General features: G+C 37.3%; 11 protein-coding genes and 1 rRNA gene. 8 read left to right on the top strand and 4 right to left on the bottom strand.

All coding sequences use genetic code 11. The annotated features are described in order from the left end of the window. Nucleotide 1 precedes the first annotated feature (1 nt). The gene (locus ACZ47B_RS06205) at nt 2–1,267 is read left to right on the top strand and encodes a ComEC/Rec2 family competence protein (protein ID WP_464893669.1); all 1,266 of its coding nucleotides are present in this window, start codon (nt 2–4) and stop codon (nt 1,265–1,267) included. Nucleotides 1,268–1,271: 4 nt separating this feature from the next. On the opposite strand, the gene glmS is transcribed toward ACZ47B_RS06205, so the two are convergent. Genes glmS through ACZ47B_RS06185 form a run of 4 tightly spaced genes read right to left on the bottom strand, consistent with a single transcriptional unit; the run spans nt 1,272 to nt 7,360 of the window. Further along, complete coding sequence (glmS, locus tag ACZ47B_RS06200) at nt 1,272–3,083, bottom strand: glutamine--fructose-6-phosphate transaminase (isomerizing) (RefSeq protein ID WP_464893668.1); 1,812 nt, start codon at nt 3,081–3,083, stop codon at nt 1,272–1,274. After that, a complete protein-coding gene (locus tag ACZ47B_RS06195; protein ID WP_464893667.1) occupies nt 3,071–5,623 on the bottom strand; it encodes a [protein-PII] uridylyltransferase family protein in 2,553 nt (850 codons plus the stop codon). The genes glmS and ACZ47B_RS06195 overlap by 13 nt, the downstream gene beginning before the upstream one ends. Before the next feature lie 4 nt (nt 5,624–5,627). Beyond that, a complete protein-coding gene (locus tag ACZ47B_RS06190) occupies nt 5,628–6,068 on the bottom strand; it encodes a phosphoribosyltransferase (RefSeq protein WP_464893666.1) in 441 nt (146 codons plus the stop codon). Between the two features lie 8 nt (nt 6,069–6,076). After that, entirely contained in the window at nt 6,077–7,360 is a 1,284-nt protein-coding gene (locus ACZ47B_RS06185) for an NCS2 family permease (RefSeq protein ID WP_464893665.1), read from the bottom strand. An 89-nt stretch (nt 7,361–7,449) separates the two neighbouring features. Here ACZ47B_RS06185 and mqnE point away from each other — a divergent pair, with 89 nt between their 5' ends. From mqnE to ACZ47B_RS06150, 7 genes are all read left to right on the top strand, one after another. Continuing rightward, a complete protein-coding gene (mqnE, locus tag ACZ47B_RS06180; protein WP_464893664.1) occupies nt 7,450–8,514 on the top strand; it encodes an aminofutalosine synthase MqnE in 1,065 nt (354 codons plus the stop codon). After that, a complete protein-coding gene (locus ACZ47B_RS06175; RefSeq protein WP_464893663.1) occupies nt 8,514–9,092 on the top strand; it encodes an anthranilate synthase component II in 579 nt (192 codons plus the stop codon). The genes mqnE and ACZ47B_RS06175 overlap by 1 nt, the downstream gene beginning before the upstream one ends. A gap of 10 nt (nt 9,093–9,102) precedes the next feature. Then, nucleotides 9,103–10,320 (top strand): glycosyltransferase family 39 protein, encoded by a 1,218-nt coding sequence (locus ACZ47B_RS06170; RefSeq protein WP_464893662.1) that lies wholly within the window; start codon nt 9,103–9,105, stop codon nt 10,318–10,320. Between the two features lie 97 nt (nt 10,321–10,417). Continuing rightward, entirely contained in the window at nt 10,418–11,734 is a 1,317-nt protein-coding gene (locus ACZ47B_RS06165) for an ATP citrate lyase citrate-binding domain-containing protein (RefSeq protein ID WP_464893661.1), read from the top strand. Between the two features lies 1 nt (nt 11,735). Then, nucleotides 11,736–13,553 (top strand): citrate/2-methylcitrate synthase, encoded by a 1,818-nt coding sequence (locus tag ACZ47B_RS06160; RefSeq protein ID WP_464893660.1) that lies wholly within the window; start codon nt 11,736–11,738, stop codon nt 13,551–13,553. 64 nt (nt 13,554–13,617) lie between these two features. Continuing rightward, nucleotides 13,618–14,325: a pilus assembly FimT family protein gene (locus ACZ47B_RS06155; RefSeq protein WP_464893659.1), complete on the top strand. Its 708-nt coding sequence runs from the start codon at nt 13,618–13,620 to the stop codon at nt 14,323–14,325. A gap of 292 nt (nt 14,326–14,617) precedes the next feature. Beyond that, nucleotides 14,618–16,128 (top strand): 16S ribosomal RNA (locus ACZ47B_RS06150). Nucleotides 16,129–16,138 lie beyond the last annotated feature (10 nt).

Raw genomic sequence — 16,138 nt, 5'->3', positions numbered from 1 at the left:
CTTGGAGAAACTTGAGCTTGATAAAAAACATTTTTTTATCATTGCTCTGCTTTTAGTTTTTTTATTTTTTATCAATCTTTTTTCATACTATCAAAGTTTTAAAAAACTGACTTCATCCAAATATTATCAAACAACCCTGAAAGTTACGGCAATTTACCAAAAAAGGAGCAAATCAGGAAAAGTTTATAAGTTACTACATTTAAAAATGAAAAACGGCATTGACTTTTTTGGAGTTACCTGGCAAAAAAATCTTCCAAATCTACGGGATAAATTGATAACTTGTAAAATTTATACCAAAAAACTTACTTTTTACAAATATTTAAAAGGAGCTTTTCTACCCGTTTATCATATAAAGGTTTTATCAAATAAAAGTAACGATGTAAAAAAGAAGTTAGAAAATTTTATCTCATCACAGCACGACAACAAAGTTACAAAAGAAATTTTTACGGCTTTGTTTTTGGGAAAAAAGATAGATAAGGATTTGCGTAAACAAGTAGCACTGCTTGGCATATCCCATCTTATAGCTATCAGCGGATTTCATCTTGGCATATTGTCTTTTTTGATATTTTTGATCCTGACTCCGATATATAAATTTTTCCAGGACAGATTTTTCCCATACAGAAACAGAATGTTGGATCTTATTATAATTTCATCGATACTACTATTTTTCTATCTCTATCTTCTTGGTTTTGTCCCCTCACTTCTAAGAGCTTATGTGATGATGGTTGTAGGATACATTTTTTATATAAGATATATCAATGTTTTATCTTTTCAAACTCTTTTTTTGACGATTTTGATACTTTTGGCATTCTTTCCTGAACTCCTTTTTAGCATAGCCTTTTGGTTTTCGGTAAGCGGAGTGTTTTATATATTTTTATTTTTGCGATATTTTGAGTATCTTAAAGCATGGCAGATATTTGTAGCACTCAACTTTTGGGTCTATTTGCTGATGCAGCCGGTTGTACACTATGTATTTCCCACATTTGCTTTATCTCAACTTCTTTCACCTTTTTTGTCTATGATATTTGTTCTGTTTTATCCGTTGGAGCTTATCTTGCACTTGTTTGGACTTGGAAGTTTGTTGGATGGAATGGTGTTAAAATTACTTGAGTTTAAAGCCCATATAATTATACTCAAAACTCCTTTGTGGTTTTTAAGTATGTATATCACAACAAGTTTGTTGTCTATATATAAAAAATTATTTTTATATCTACTTCTTGTACAAGCAGCGCTATTTTTCACAATACTTTTAATTTTTAATTTTTAATTTTTCATTCAACAGTTACGCTCTTAGCCAAATTCCTTGGCATATCTACATCGTTTCCAAGCCTTACAGATATCTCAAGTGCCAAAAGTTGAACTATAACACTCATTTCGAAAAATTCCAGCATAGGATGGTCATATCCTTTGGTTTTTATAAAGTCATCGGCTATATCGAACTCAAGCGGGCTTAAGGCAAGTATCGTGGCATCTCTGGCACTTAACTCTTCAACATTGCTTTTTACTTTATCGTAAAGCAAAGTCTTAGGCATCAGTGCAACCGTAAAAAGTTCACTGTCAGCCAAAGCGATAGGACCATGTTTCATCTCGCCAGCCGGATATCCCTCAGCATGCAGATAACTTATCTCTTTTAGTTTTAAAGCCCCCTCAAGTGCAAGAGGAAAGAAAAGATCTCTTCCTATAAAGAAAAAGCCGTGTCCATGAAGGTATCTTTTTGAAAGCCGTCTTATCTTTTCATGGATTTTATCATCAACTTTTAAGACTGATGGAACTTTTAGTAGAGTTTCTATCTCACTTTGTACCATCTCTTCTATTAAGTTGCCCTTTAAAAGTACTAGTTTCAAGGAGAGCATCCAAAGGACTATAAGTTGAGTGGTAAATGCTTTGGTGCTTGCCACCCCTTTTTCTATACCGGCTCTTGTAAGAAGAGTTTTATCACTTATCCTTACTATCGAAGAGTTATCTACATTGCAAACCGCTAAAGTTTTGAGCCCCGCGTTTTTTGCCATTTTTAGAGCCTGAAGAGTATCCGCTGTCTCTCCACTTTGAGAAATGACTATAAAAAGTGTATCTTTTTGCAAAAGTGGCTCTTTGTATCTAAACTCACTTGCTATCTCGACACTGCACTTTATCTTTGAAACTCTCTCGAAAAGATATGAAGATGCAAGTGCGGCATGGTAACTTGTACCACATGCGCATATCTTTATCTCATTTATGTCATCAAAAAAATTATCTTCTATCTCATCAAGTATTATTTCATCTTTTTGGACTCTGCTCATCAAAGTTTCGCTTGCAACCGCACTTTGTTCGTATATCTCCTTTTCCATAAAAAACCTGTATCCCTCTTTTTGGGCGGAAAGTTTTGAAATGGAGAGTTTTTTAAATTCCAATTTTTGCTTTATGCCATCTTTATATAAAGTTATCATACCTTTTTTGGCTTCCCCGTAGGATTTATCATGTAGATAGATGACTTCAGTTGCATTTCCTATCAAAGGAGCGTCGCTTGAGCTGAAAAATATCTCATCTTTATCATTTTTGCCTACTATGAGAGGTACCAAGTTTTTGGCAAAAAATATCTTCTCTTTATCTGCCTTGCTTATAAGGAGTGTAGCGTAAGCACCTTTTAGTTTTTGTATGGTTTTTTCAAACGCTATAAAGGGCTCGTTTCCTTCATCTATATACATTTCAAAAAGATGAACTATGACTTCACTATCCGTTTGGGATAAAAAATCATATCCTTTTTCTTGAAGCTCTTTTTTTAACTCCTGATGATTTTCTATGATGCCGTTATGTATGACATAAGAGTATTTGCCATAGTGGGGATGGGCGTTTATCTCATTTGGTTTGCCATGTGTTGCCCATCTTGTATGACCTATGGCAAGCCCAAAGCCTTCACTTTTAAAATCTTTTGTCTTAACTTCCAGGTTTTTCAGTTTGCCTACAGCTTTAAAATGAACTATATCATCACCGCTTAGCACAGCTAAGCCCGCACTGTCATATCCTCTGTACTCAAGCTCTTTAAGACCTTCGAGTATGATTTGCTTTTTTTCTTTTTCTCCTATGTATCCGACTATTCCGCACATTTGTCTATTCCTATGATTTTATCTCTTATTTTATCTAAATTATCACAAAATTTTCCGTTTTTCTCTATCAAAAAAAGATTGTGTGTTCTATGTTTGATGGTTTGTATCTTTGCTGTTGCTATATCGACTCCAAAACTGTCAAATATGGAAACTATATGAGCTATGATAGCTTTTTGATCTTTTGTGTGAAGTGCCATTTTAGCATAAGTTTTTGAGTGATTGCAATCAAAGAGCAGTTCCTTTTCAAAGATAACAGGCATTTTGTATGAGATATGCTTATTCATATCAAAAGAGTTTTTAATGATTTCTTTTATGTAAAATATCTCATCTTTATCGATATTTTCCAGGAAATCTATCTTAAAATACTTTATCTCGTCAAAAAGTTTAAATATATCCATGCTTGCAACATTGAGTGAGCTTAATTTACCGAGCATATAGCCCAGATTCAACTCATTTTTTCGGATGATTGAGATGCTTAGATGAGAAGTTGTATCTATCTTGTAGTCATACTCTTTATCATGTAGCTCTTTGGCCCACTTGGATATCTGTATGATTTGTGAAGAGTTGTGTTTTATAAAAAATATATTTGAATTAATCGAGAGTATCTCTTTTTGTAAAGTTTTTGGCAGGCTTGTAAAGTCGTCTCTTTTTTTAAGGCTATTTTCTTTTCTTAGTCTTCTTGATGTTTCATCTATCAGTTCCTCTTTTTCGAAAGCATCGAGAGATATGAAGTACAACTCTTTTAAAAGTGAGGCAAAAAAAGGTGAGTAAATCTTTGGATTTACCGCTTTCATATCGCAGTATGTAAGTATGTACAGCATTTTGAGGATTTTTTTATCTTTTAGCTTTGATACAAAAGAGAGTATGACTTTTTCACTGTATATATCTTCTCTGCTTGCGGTATTGCTCATATCTGTATGATACCTTACAAGAGTTGCACCCATCTCTATAAGTTTATCCGGAAAGTTAAGTTTTTTTGCCTGATGCTTTAGTATGGTAACACCGATGATCCTGTGATCTTTTTTCCTTCCTTTGCCCACATCATGGAAAAATATCACAAGTCTCAAAAGTGCCTGTTCATCTGTACCCAGGCTCACGAACAACTCTTTTATTAATTTATCTTCTATGTTTTCCAAGTGATAGAGCGCATAGATAGAGTGGATGTCAACGGGATATTTATGATACCCGTCAAACTGTGGAAGGTTGATGACCTTTTTAAAAGGGGTAAATATCTCTTGAAGCATATTTGCCTGATAAAGTGCATAAAAAGTAGCATACAGATACTTTTTGTAGAAAATCTCTTTTTTCAGTCTGTATGCCTTTTTTGAAGTTTTATCGACAAGCTTCGTTTTTTTAAGATAGTTTATATAACTGATATCAAAATCAAGATTATCATCCATGAGACTCAGGCTGAGTTTCAGGATATCGATATAAGTATCACCTTTTCTTTTTAGTGTCGTATATACCGTTTTATCACACATGTATATATGGTCGGCGAAGTATGAGTTTTTCAATTTTTTTATATTGTTTTTATCAAACAGTATGGATTTTGTCAACTTTTTGATAAGGAGTTTGGAAGTCGTTTTTATAGTCCACAAGGAGTGTAATGTATGAAAAATAAGTTGATTTTGTGCCGATTTGAACCTGTTGTCTTTAAAACCCAAAAGTTTTGCAACTTCAGGGATATTTTGCAGGTTAAGCGTATCATTTTTTCTTTTTGAGCTTATATGCAAGGCTGAACGCACTCTGTATAAAAACTCCAGTGCCATTCGAAACTCTTTATGCTCACTATCGCTTATATATCTTGGTATCAACTCTTTTGTATTTTTTACATTGTGAAGGACATTTGCTATCCAAAAAAGAGAGTTGGCGTCCCTTAGTCCTCCCACTCCGTCTTTTATATTGGGCTCCATATTGAGTTGATATTTTTTGTATCTTTGTCTGTTGAATTCTCTAAGTTCGAGTATAAACTCTTTTTGTTTATATTTTCGTATTTTATCAAGCTCACTTGAAGCTTTCATCCATGTTATTTTTGAACCACATAAAAACCTGGCTTCTATCATGGCTGTTTTTATGGTTATATCTTGTTTGGAAGCTTCAAATATATCTTCTACTTTGTGCGTTCTATGACCCAGTTTCAAGCCCGCATCCCAAAATATATGAAGTAAAGAGGATATGATTTCATCAAGATTGTATCCTTTTGTTTCATCATATATGATCATGATATCGATATCGGAGTAGATACAAAGCTGTTCTCTTCCGTAACTTCCAAGAGCGGTTATGGCTATGGGGATTTGACTTTGAAAAGGAAGATAATCACCAAAATATTTTCTTAAGATATATTTGTAGGCAATTTCTATGAATTCATCGATTTTTTTAGTATGTTTAACAAGAAAATCCTTGCCTTGAGACTCTTTAAAAATCTCTCCTACACTCTCAAGGTACTCTTTGATACTGTTTTTTATCTCTTTTGAAATCTCAAAGTCATCGGCATTTTTTGAGATCAAATCCTCGATTTTATATCTTAATTTGTCCTGCAAATTATCAATTCTCCGCTTTTGACCAAAAGAATTCTATCCATCCTTTAGCCTCTTTGACGGCAAAATCAGGCTTTATGATAGAAGTAGGTTTGTAAAATATAGCTGCATTCTTAAATTCAACCGAAGGAAACCTCTCCTGTAAAAGTTTTGTTATCTCGTGCATGGTTTCACCACTGTCTATGATATCATCCACTATGACGACTTTTTTTGCTTTTGAGAGATCTGGTATATTGTAAACTTTTATGTATTCAAGTTTTTGTTGATTGTCATAGTGGATGGAGTTTAGCGAGTAGAGGTTTCTTATGCTCATATGCTCAGCCAAAAAATGACCCAGAGTCATTCCCCCTCTGGCTATGGCCACGATCGCATCGCAGCCATACTCTTTTAACTCTTTTGCCATAACCTCTACATCTTTGCTAAACTCGTCATAACCGTAAAATATCATAAAATTTCCTAATGAAATATAAAGACAAGTGAGCCGATAACCGCCAAAGAGATAACTCCTATATTTATCCTCTCAAACTCTCCTCTTATAACAAGTAAGAAAAGATAAGCTATAAAACCAAGAGACAAACCGTTTGTTATGGAGTAAGTCAAAGGCATCATCAGTGTTGTTATAAAAGCGGCTATGGAAGTCGGTATATCTTTGAAGTTAATATGCTCCAACTCAGTAAACATCAAGGCTCCTACCATAACAAGTATAGGATAGATGGCATTTTCTGGTATTGCCTGAAATACAGGAAGTATGAAAAGAGTCAGTATGAAAAACAGACCTGTAAAAACAGCAGTCAGTCCTGTTCGTCCGCCTTCTTCAACACCACTTGCACTCTCTATAAAACTTGTAGTGGTTGAAACTCCAAGAAGCGCACCCACACTTGTGGCAACCGCATCAACTTCAAGAGTTTTTTGAAGCTCTTTCGAGTCATCTTTAAAAAGTCCTGCTCTGTATCCGACACCTGCCAATGTTCCAAGTGAATCGAACATATCTGTTATCAAAAATGTAATGATCACAGGCAAAAGTGAAAGCGAAAGAGCGCCCATGATATCAAGTTTTAAAAATATCGGAGAGATGGAAGCCGGCATTGAAAAAACTGATTTTGGAAGTTCTCCCATCCCAAAAGCCCATCCGACAATGGAGGTTGCTAAAATAGCAAGTATAAAAGCTCCTTTTATCCTCCAACTGAAAAATGCAAATGCTACAAAAAGTCCAAATATCCCAAGCAATACATTTGGATCTGAAAGATTGCCAAGAGATACGAGAGTTGCCTTGTTTGCAACTATGATCCCCATCTGTTTAAGGCCTATAAAAGCTATGAAAGCCCCGATACCGGCACTGATAGCTCTCCTTAGATCAGTCGGAACGCTTTGCATGACCCAGACCCTGAACTTCGTAAAAGAGAGTATGATAAACAAAGCTCCTGAGATAAACACTATACCAAGAGCTGTCTGCCATGGAAGCTTCATGCCAAGCACAAGTCCAAAAGTAAAGTATGCGTTAAGCCCCATGCCGACACTCATGGCAATCGGTGTATTTGCCCAAATTCCATTTAGTACGGTAGCTATGATAGTTATAAGCGCAGTTGCGGTCATGATAGCACCCATATCCATCCCGGTTTTTCCCATGATAATAGCATTGACCGGAACTATATACATCATTGTTAAAAATGTTGTAAAACCGGCTCTTGCCTCCGTTTTGACATCTGTACCTCTTTCTTGCAGATGAAATCTACTAAGCATTTTTTGTCCTTTTTGTAAGATAATTAGGAATTATATCTATATATATTTTAAATTTTGGTATAATCCAAGAAAAAATCTAAAGAGAATTGATGGACAAAATTACTGACAAGATAAAAAACGGTGAAAGATTGGATTTTGATGAAGCTTTGGCTTTGTATGATATGGACCTTTTTGCGCTTGGAAAATTGGCAAGTCAAAAAAGAGAAGCATTATATGGTAAAAAAAGTTTTTTCAATGTGAACAGGCATATAAATCCTACAAACGAGTGTAAAGATATATGCAAATTTTGTGCATTTTCCGCCAACAGGAAAAACCCAAACCCATACACCATGAGCCATGAAGAGATACTTGATATTGTAAATAAAGCCGTAAGTCACAATGCAAAAGAGGTGCATATCGTATCAGCTCATAACGACAAGGTTGGGATGGAGTGGTATCTAGGTATTTTTAAAAAGATAAAAGATTTGTATCCCGATCTTCACATAAAAGCCTTGACTGCAGCTGAGGTAAATTTTTTAAGCGAATCAAATGGGCTTAGTTATGAAGAGATGATAGAACTTATGATAGAAAACGGAGTTGACTCGATGCCAGGAGGCGGAGCGGAGATATTTGACGAAGAGATAAGAGAAAAGATATGCAAAGGCAAAGTAAGCTCAGATAACTGGTTTGAGATACACAGGCTTTGGCATGAAAGAGGTAGAAAAAGTAATGTGACTATGCTTTTTGGACATATCGAAGAGAGAGTCCACAGGATAGATCATATGATGAGGATAAGAGAACTCCAAGATGTCACAGGCGGGTTCAATGCCTTTATACCTTTGGTGTATCAACGAGAAAACAATTATCTTAAAGTTGAAAATTTCCCGACTTCCCAGGAGATTTTAAAAACATATGCCATTTCAAGACTTGTTTTGGACAATGTACCCCATATCAAAGCTTACTGGGTAACTTCCACGGTAAATCTGGCTTTGATAGCTCAGGAATTTGGAGCAGACGATCTTGACGGAACCATAGAGAAAGAGTCCATAAACTCAGCCGCAGGAGCAAAAAGTGCTAACGGTATGCAAATGGGAGAATTTATACATCTTATAAAAGACAGTGGATTTATACCGGTTGAAAGGGATAGTTTGTATAATGAATTAAAGGTTTATTGATGATTTTGATGATAGATAATTATGACAGTTTCACTTACAATATAGTACAATATTGCCTGGAGCTTGGAGCGGATCTTAAAGTTATACGAAATGATGAAATGAGCGTCAATGAGATAGAAAAATTAAACCCTGAAAAGATTATTATATCTCCGGGACCTGCAACGCCAAATGAAGCTGGAGTTTCACTTGAGTGTGTATCCTACTTCAAAGATAAACTTCCCATTCTGGGTATCTGCCTTGGACATCAAGCTATAGCTCAAAGTTTTGGTGCAAAGATAGTAAGGGCAAAATATATGATGCATGGAAAAACTTCTACGATCATAATGAATGAAAATGGCACAAAACTTTACAATGACATGCCAAAAGAGTTTACGGCAACAAGATATCACTCTTTGGTTGTTGAAAAAAATAGTGTTCCAGATATCATAAAAGTAACCTCATTTAGTAAAGATGATGATGAGATAATGTCTTTGGAAGTTGAAGGGAGGGAAATCTACGGAGTTCAGTTCCATCCAGAATCCATCATGAGTGAACACGGATACAAGATACTGGACAATTTTTTGAAAATTAAATCGTGAGTTGTAAGTCGTGAATCGTGAGTCGATAAATGGGATTTACAAAAACGAAGCTTTTTTAGTAGGCTTTGTTTTATTTATCCATTTATTGTTTTTGCTTTATGGGATCAAAACCTTAAGTATAAGTTACGGTGAGGCTCTTATATACTTTAAATCCACCTCATTTACCCACTATCTTGTAAGATTTTCCACTTCGCTTTTCGGGCAGAATGACTTTGGTTTGAGGATCCCTTTTGTTGCGTTTCATATACTAAGTACCACGCTTTTATATAAAGTCAGTAAAAAATACCTAAAAAGAAAAAGTGACAGAGTTTTTAGCGTTATAGTTTATCTCTTGCTTCCTGGTACCAACAGTGCGGCACTCCTGGTCAACAGTGCCGAGATAGTGATATTTTTATCATTGCTTTTTATATATTTGTATGAAATTGAAAAATATATTATCGCATATCTTGTTTTATCACTCTCTTTTTTGGTGGATAACTCTTTTTCTATATTTTATCTATCATTGATATTTTATTCGCTTTATAAAAAAGATAATACTCTCCTGTATTTTTCTCTTATACTTTTTGGAATCAGTATGTATGTATGGGGTTTCGATACCGGTGGAAAGCCAAAAAATTATTTTGTAGAGACTTTGGCGGTTTACAGTGCTATTTTCTCTCCGCTGGTTTTTTTATACTTTTTTTATACTGAGTACAGGATTTTGATAAAAGAGGATAAAAACATTCTTTGGTTCATATCGTTTGTCGCATTTATCTTTTCACTGCTTCTCTCTTTTAGGCAAAAGATAAGGCTGGAGGATTTTGCACCATTTGCCATCATAGCAACCCCTTTGATGGTAAGAACGTTTTTATCAAGTTACAGAGTGAGGATACCGGAGCTTAGATATTGGCACAAATTGATTTTTAGTATAGTTTTTATATCACTGATAATTAACTTTGTACTTATATATTTTAACAAGCCTCTTTATTTGTTGATTTCAAATCCAAAAAAACATTTTACCTATAGATATGATTTTGCAAAAGAGCTCTCTTTCAAGTTGAAAAGCATAGGGATATATAAAATCAACTCTTACGATGATGACTTAGCACTTAGATTGAAGTTTTACGGTATCAAGAGTGGCGGCAATTATATCTTGAGCCACAAAAAAGAAAAAAATAGCAAAAGTGTTACGATAAGTTACTATAAAAAACCTGTATTTAAAGTATTTGTTTCAAAATTACACAATTAAGTCAAAATTTTACAAAAATTCATTGAAAATTTGAATAATTATTATTAATTATTGTATAATCGCACAATATAATATATACTAAAATTAAGGAGCAGTTATGGCTCAAAGAGCAATACGCGAATATGACGGCAAAGCACTGTTTTCAAAACACTGGAATGATTACTTCAGCGGTTTTGAATACGGCTTTCAGTCAGTACTTGTAAGTAGTGGTGATGAGTTGCGCCAAAAGGCAAAAGAACATGGATTTGAATGGCTAAACCAAAAGCCTTTGGTAGCAAAACCTGATATGCTGTTTGGCAAAAGAGGTAAAAACGGACTGGTTTTGTTTAAAGTCGATAAACCGGGTGATGTTACACTTGAAGATGCAGCCAAATGGATAGATGAAAAAAGAAGCCATGAAACTCTTTTGATTTCAGGACAGGAGGGATTTTTAACCCACTTCATAGTTGAGCCTTTTACCCCTCACTCTCAGGATCAAGAGTATTATATAGCTGCTACAACCGTAGGTGAAAATGATGTGCTTTACATGTCTGCCGAAGGGGGCATGGAAGTTGAAGAAGGATGGGGAGAGAAAGTAACCGAAGCTGTTATACCCATAGATTTGAGTGATACGGATATAAAACATCTTATAAGGGCAAATGTTCCTCAGGATATCCCGGCAGATAAAAAAGAGGTATTTATAACTTTTGCAAAGCAGTTTTATAAATTTTACAGGGATTTGAATTTTGCATACTTAGAGATCAATCCACTTGTTATGATAGAGAACAATATGCATATCCTAGATCTTGTTGCAAGACTTGATGATACCGCGGGATTCATGATGAAAGAAAAATGGGGTAATATAGAATTTCCTACACCCTTTGGTATGGATAAAAAATCCCCTGAAGAGGAAGCCATAGCTGAAGCTGATGCAAAAAGTGGGGCTAGCTTGAAACTTACCATATTAAATCCTATGGGTAGAGTATGGACTATGGTAGCAGGTGGCGGAGCCAGTGTGGTATATGCCGATACTATAGCCGATCTTACCGATGTAAGCGATTTGGCAAATTATGGAGAGTACAGCGGAGGTCCTACTACTGATGAAACAAGATTTTATGCCGAGACGGTTTTTGATCTCATGACAAGACACAAAGACCCAAAAGGTAGAGACAAGATACTCATTATAGGCGGCGCCATAGCAAACTTTACAGATGTTGCAAAAACTTTTACAGGTATCATCCAGGCACTCGAGAAATATGCAGACAAGCTAAAAGAGGTTGGAACAAGGATATATGTAAGAAGAGGTGGTCCAAACTATAAAAAAGGTTTAAAAGATATAAAAGAAGCAGCAGACAGACTGGGGCTTTATATAGAAGTTTACGGTCCGGAAACGCATGTAACAGAGATAGTTCGTATAGCATTGGAGGAGAAATAAAATGGGTGCATTATTTACAAAAGATACACAGGCGATATTTTGGAATAACAATAAAACCGCTATCCAAAGAATGCTTGATTATGACTATACAATAGATAGAGAAAAGCCATCGGTTGCAGCCATAGTAGCTCCTACAAGCAATAACAAGTTTGAAAAATTCTTCTACGGTAATGATGAGATAATGGTCCCGGTTTTCAAATCAACTCCGGAGGCCGCAAAAGCTTTTCCAAATGCTGATGTTTTGCTAAACTTCGGTTCTTTTAGAACAGCTTACAACGTGACTATGGAAGCCATAGGTTTGGAAGGTCAGTTCAAAACCATCATGGTTACGGCTGAGGGAATTCCTGAGAGAATGGCAAGATTTATGAACAATGCCGCTAGAAAAGCCGGTATAACAGTTATAGGACCAGCAACAGTCGGGGCTATAGCACCGGGAGCTTTCAAGATAGCAAATATCGGTGGAACCATAGAAAATATCATCAATTCCAAACTTCACAGAGCGGGAAGCTGCGGTTTGGTAACAAGAAGCGGCGGTCTTTTCAATGAAATGTCCAATATCATATCTATCAACGCAGACGGTATCGCGGAAGGCGTTGCCATAGGTGGCGACAGATTTGTCGGTTCGACCTTCATAGACAATCTTTTAAGGATGGAAAGCAATCCCCAAGTTAAGTATATGATACTTCTTGGTGAAGTTGGTGGTACTGAAGAGTACAAAGTCATAGAGGCAGTCAAATCAGGAAAGATTACAAAGCCTATCATAGCTTGGTGTATAGGAACTATAGCACAGCATTTCAGCAGTGGAGTTCAATTCGGCCATGCAGGTGCGAGTGCAAATGCTGACAGAGAAACAGCAGTTGCAAAAAATGCCGCTATGAGAGAAGCCGGTTTTTATGTGCCTGAAAGTTTCAATGATTTGCCAAAAACCATCAATGCAGTATATAACAAACTAAAAGATGAGGGAGTTATATCCGAGATTGATGAGCCGGTTGTTAAAACTTTCTCAAGCAATAGAAGACCTAAGAATTTTATCTGTACTATCAGTGACGACAGAGGCGAAGAAGCTACTTACGCGGGATTTCCCATCAGTTCAGTTGCCACTCCTGATACCGGTAAGACAGTCGGAGATGTCATAGCACTTCTATGGTTTAAAAAACAGTATCCAAGATGGGCCAGTGACTTTATAGAAACAGTTCTTAAAACCGTTGCAGACCACGGTCCTGCTGTCAGTGGTGCTCACAATGCCAAAGTAACGGCCAGAGCAGGCAAGTCTGTAGTTGAAGCATTGGTTACCGGTCTTTTGACAATCGGTCCAAGATTTGGCGGAGCGATAGACGGAGCTGCCAAATACTTTAAATACGCAAACGATAACAATATGACTCCTGCAGAGTTTTTGAATTATATGAAAAAAGAGGGTATTCCAATCCCAGGTATAGGTCACAGGATCAAATCTTTAAGAAATCCAGATAAAAGGGTAGAGGGACTTAAAAAGTTTGCAAAAGAGTATTTTCCCGCAACTTCACTCCTAAATTATGCCCTTGAGGTTGAACAGCTTACAACCAGTAAGAAAGATAATCTTATCTTGAATGTCGATGGAACTATAGGTATATTGATGGTAGATATGTGGAGAGCTTTGGGATACAGTGAAGAAGAGATAGATGAGTTTATAGAAAGCGGTACGCTAAATGCCTTTTTCATTGTGGGTAGAAGTATAGGTTTCATCGGTCATATCCTTGATGAAAAAAGACTTGCTATGCCTATGTATAGACATCCTATGGATGATATACTGTATGATGTGCAGACCGCTGAAGAGATATGAAAAATTTATGATATAATATAGTAGTGAAGTTTTCTTCACTACTATATTGCTATAAGGAAAAAAAGTGCAAAAAGGCGGATTTTTATTTTTTTACAAAAAGAATAATAGCTGCAAATCCGCCAAGTATGCCTTTACAATGCTGGAATTGGTATTTGTCATAGTGGTAGTCGGTATTTTGGCTGCTACTATGGCTCCAAGGTTTAGTAGGGATTCACTCCAGGAAGCTTCTGATAAATTAATTTCCCAACTAAGATACACAAAACATCTTGCCATGGTCGATGATAAATTTGACAATAACAATGCACTTTGGTATAAGGAAAGATGGCAGTTATTGTTCGCAAATACCGTAGATGGAGTTTCAGGAATTTGGTCATATACAATTTTTGCAGATACTCTCAACCATGACGGTCACCCAAATATAGCCGATGATATTGCTATAAATCCAACCAATCCAAACATGTATCTCTCCGGAGGCTTTGGCAGTATTTTACATTTAAACGATGCAAGGAGAGATAAGACTATGGCTCTTGGGGAAACATATGGCATAGAAGATGTAAAGTTTTCCAATTGTGGCAGTACGGCAAAAAGGATAGCATTTGACTATCTTGGAAGGCCGATAGTAGGAGATCTATCTACCAGCACAAAACCATACCAAAGTGATAGAATCCTAAAAACACAATGCAAGATTGCATTGTGTAAAAACAACCCTTGTGATGACAACAATATCACTATAGCTATAGAGCCTCAGACAGGCTATATTCATATTTTATAAATTCAATCATTTTTCTATCATACATTAAGCGTATTTTAAGCATCTTTGCTATATAATTTCGTCCTTGTTTGAGAGAACGAGTGTTGAAAAAGAGGCTTTTTTGTCATCTTTTCATGTTATTTAAAAACATATTATTGTCGATCTTTGAGAATCAATCAAGCGTCTTAGGCTTCATTATATTTATATATAAAGTCAAGACAAAAAACGTAAGTTTTTATTCTTGAGCCAAAAAACATTTAATTAATTTTAAATATTTAATGATAGATTTATCTATCATTTAAAACTCAACATTTTTATGGAGAGTTTGATCCTGGCTCAGAGTGAACGCTGGCGGCGTGCTTAACACATGCAAGTCGAACGGTAACAGAGGAGCTTGCTCCTGCTGACGAGTGGCGCACGGGTGAGTAATGTATAGCTAACCTGCCCCGAAGTGGGGGACAACAGTTGGAAACGACTGCTAATACCCCATATGCCTCTAATACATAAGTATGCGAGGGAAAGTTTTTCGCTTCGGGATGGGGCTGTATCCTATCAGCTTGTTGGTGAGGTAACGGCTCACCAAGGCTATGACGGGTAGCTGGTCTAAGAGGATGATCAGCCACACTGGAACTGAGACACGGTCCAGACTCCTACGGGAGGCAGCAGTGGGGAATATTGCACAATGGGGGAAACCCTGATGCAGCAACGCCGCGTGGAGGATGACGCATTTCGGTGTGTAAACTCCTTTTATCAGGGAAGAATTTTGACGGTACCTGATGAATAAGCACCGGCTAACTCCGTGCCAGCAGCCGCGGTAATACGGAGGGTGCAAGCGTTACTCGGAATTACTGGGCGTAAAGGACGCGTAGGCTGGTTTGCAAGTCAGGGGTGAAAGCCTACAGCTTAACTGTAGAACTGCTCTTGAAACTGCTTACCTAGAGTATGGAAGAGGCAGATGGAATTAGTGGTGTAGGGGTAAAATCCGTAGAGATCACTAGGAATACCGATTGCGAAGGCGATCTGCTGGGACATTACTGACGCTGAGGCGTGAAAGCGTGGGGAGCAAACAGGATTAGATACCCTGGTAGTCCACGCCCTAAACGATGTACACTAGTTGTTGCCATGCTAGTCATGGCAGTAATGCAGCTAACGCATTAAGTGTACCGCCTGGGGAGTACGGTCGCAAGATTAAAACTCAAAGGAATAGACGGGGACCCGCACAAGCGGTGGAGCATGTGGTTTAATTCGAAGATACGCGAAGAACCTTACCTGGGCTTGACATCCCGAGAATCTCTTGGAAACAAGAGAGTGCTAGTTTACTAGAACTCGGTGACAGGTGCTGCACGGCTGTCGTCAGCTCGTGTCGTGAGATGTTGGGTTAAGTCCCGCAACGAGCGCAACCCTCGTCCTTAGTTACTAACGGTTCGGCCGAGGACTCTAAGGAGACTGCCCTCGCAAGGGGGAGGAAGGTGAGGACGACGTCAAGTCATCATGGCCCTTATGCCCAGGGCGACACACGTGCTACAATGGGGAGGACAAAAAGACGCAATACCGCGAGGTGGAGCAAATCTTTAAACCTTCTCTCAGTTCGGATTGGAGTCTGCAACCCGACTCCATGAAGCTGGAATCGCTAGTAATCGTGAATCAGCCATGTCACGGTGAATACGTTCCCGGGTCTTGTACTCACCGCCCGTCACACCATGGGAGTTGAATTCACCCGAAGCGGGGAAGCCAAACCGGCTACCCTCCACGGTGGGTTTAGCAACTGGGGTGAAGTCGTAACAAGGTAACCGTAGGAGAACCTGCGGTTGGATCACCTCCTTTCTAGAGTATA

This window comes from Thiofractor thiocamini (assembly GCF_055384375.1).
The sequence above is the reverse complement of the archived record's forward strand: the minus strand, read 5'-3'. Positions and strand labels throughout refer to the sequence as shown.